3 protein-coding genes are annotated in these 2142 nt (G+C 68.4%); 1 reads left to right on the forward strand and 2 read right to left on the reverse strand.

The window, feature by feature from the left end; genetic code table 11:
- Window positions 1-643: porin (locus ACEN88_RS29860; RefSeq protein ID WP_413345535.1), on the reverse strand; the 643-nt coding region annotated here is incomplete at its 3' end.
- Between the two features lie 107 nt (window positions 644-750).
- Between ACEN88_RS29860 and ACEN88_RS29865 the strand changes: the two genes are divergently transcribed.
- Window positions 751-1653 carry a LysR substrate-binding domain-containing protein gene (locus ACEN88_RS29865; protein WP_413345537.1) on the forward strand — a complete coding sequence of 301 codons (903 nt, stop codon included), beginning with the start codon at window positions 751-753 and terminating at the stop codon, window positions 1651-1653.
- On the opposite strand, the gene ACEN88_RS29870 is transcribed toward ACEN88_RS29865, so the two are convergent.
- On the reverse strand, window positions 1650-2142 hold a 493-nt coding region (locus tag ACEN88_RS29870), incomplete at its 5' end, for a DMT family transporter (RefSeq protein WP_413345539.1). The two genes, ACEN88_RS29865 and ACEN88_RS29870, sit on opposite strands and share 4 nt — an antisense overlap.

The following is a 2142-nucleotide window of genomic DNA, read 5'->3' on the forward strand; positions in this document are numbered from 1 at the left end:
CGACCCAGTCCGGGCGCTGGTACGCGAGCGCGACACCATGGCTGCCCGACGCGCCCGCGTCGCCGGCCACTTCGCCGGCCGAATACGCGGCGCGCGCCTGCCACGGTCCCACGGTCGCCGTGTACTTGACCGTGTTGTCCAGGCGGTAGAAGTTGTCCGCGTAGCCGCTCGGACCATACTGGCGCCCGAAGGCATGCGTGCCGAACGCCGTGTTCGAGAGGCCCGCCACGTTGATGTTCGGGTTGAACGACGCGTCGCGCTTGCCGAGCGGGTCGACGGGGAGCAGGGCGTCGGAGATCAGGTTGGCCTGGCGTCCGACGGCGAGCTGGCCGTAGGGGGAATCGAGGCCGGCCCAAGCCTGGCGGTCGAACAGGCGGTCGCTCTTGGCCTGCGTGCCGGTGTCGGCGTTCATGCCGCCTTCGAGCCGGAACACGGCCTTCCAGCCGCCGCCCAGGTCTTCCTGGCCGCGGATGCCCCAGCGGCTTGTTTGGTTCACGCCGCTCGCGACGGATGTCGTGCTGCCGGGCAGGCCATCGATGGCGCGCAGGCCGACATCGACGATGCCATACAGGTTGACGCCCGTCTGGGCGCAGCAGGTGCCGGTGGCGGCAAGCAATACGGTGAGGGCGCAGGAATGGCGCACGTTGTCTCCTTTTGATGCCTTCTTGACGAGGCTGTTGTGGGAATGACTGCATCATCCGACAAAAGGAATGATTTGATAATTGCAAATTTCCAGCGTATTCTTGCGTCATGCGCATCAATTACGATCTTCACGACTTGCAGGCATTCGTGGCCGTCGCCGAACGGGCCAGCTTCCGGCAGGCGGCGGCCGACCTGTTCCTGTCCCAGTCGGCGCTGAGCCGGCGCATCGACAAGCTCGAGGACAGCCTCGGTGTGAAGCTGTTCGAACGGACCACGCGCCGCGTGCACCTGACGAACGTCGGCCAGACCTTTCTCGTCAACGTGCGCACGGCGCTGGACGGCCTGGAAGACGCGGTGCTCGGCGTCGCCGACCTGGCGGCCCACCGCACCGGTTCCGTCACGCTCGCGTGCGTGCCGTCCGCCGTGTGGCATTTTTTGCCGGACGTGCTGACGCGCTTCAGCGAACGCTTTCCTCGCATCCGCGTGCGCGTGCACGACGAGAGCGCGCAGGACGTGCTGAACCTCGTGCTGGCGGGAGAGGCGGATTTCGGTATCAACTTCACCGGCGCGGAAAATCCGGAGATCGAGTTCGAGCCGATCTACGTGGAGAGCTACGTGCTGGCGATGCGCCGCGACCATCCGCTCGCGGGCCGCAAGGAACTCGGCTGGAAGGAGACGGTCGACGAGCGCTACATCTCGGTCGCGAAATCGAGCGGCAACCGTACCGTCATCGACGCGGCGCTGGCCGGCGTCGAAAAGCACCCGGTGATCCTGTGCGAAGTGAACCACGTGTCCGGCGTGCTGGCCCTCGTCGAGGCGGGGATGGGCGTGGCCGCGGTGCCCGGCCTGTCCGTGCTGCCGGGGCGGCCGGACACGATCGTCGGCGTGCCGCTCGTGAATCCGGCGATCCACCGGACGCTGGGCCTGATCGCCAAGCGCAACCACGCGATGGCGCCGGCGGCGCGCACGCTGTTCGACATGCTGAGGGAAGCCTTGGTGCGGGCGTCTTAGTGAAGGCGTGGGCGGCGCTGGCTCCACAGCAGCCCCGCCAGCACGAGCGCGCCGCCAGCCGCGTGGTAGCCGTGCAGCCGTTCGCCCAGCAGTCCCCACGCGCCCAGCGCGACCAGCAGCGGCAGCAGATTCATGAAGACGGCGGCGCGTGCGGGCCCGATCCGCTTGATGCCGTTCATCCAGCAGAACGGCGCCCCGATCGACGCGGCGGTGCCGGCGTACAGGACCAGCGGCAGTTTGGCGGCCGTGACCGGCGCAGCGGGCGCACACCACCAGAACGGCGCGAGGCAGAGCACGCCGAAGCCGATCTGCACATAGAGCTGTTCCCACGTCGACAGCGGCAGCGCCCAGCGCTTGAGCAGGACGCCATACACGGCGTTCGACGCGACGGCGACGACCATCAATGCGTCGCCGGGATGCAGTCCGCCGTGGAGCAGCCGGCCCGGCGCGCCCTGCGCCGCGAGGACGATCACGCCGGCCAGCGACAGC

The organism is Massilia sp. CT11-108 (assembly GCF_047302915.1).
Lineage (GTDB): Bacteria > Pseudomonadota > Gammaproteobacteria > Burkholderiales > Burkholderiaceae_D > Telluria > Telluria orientalis.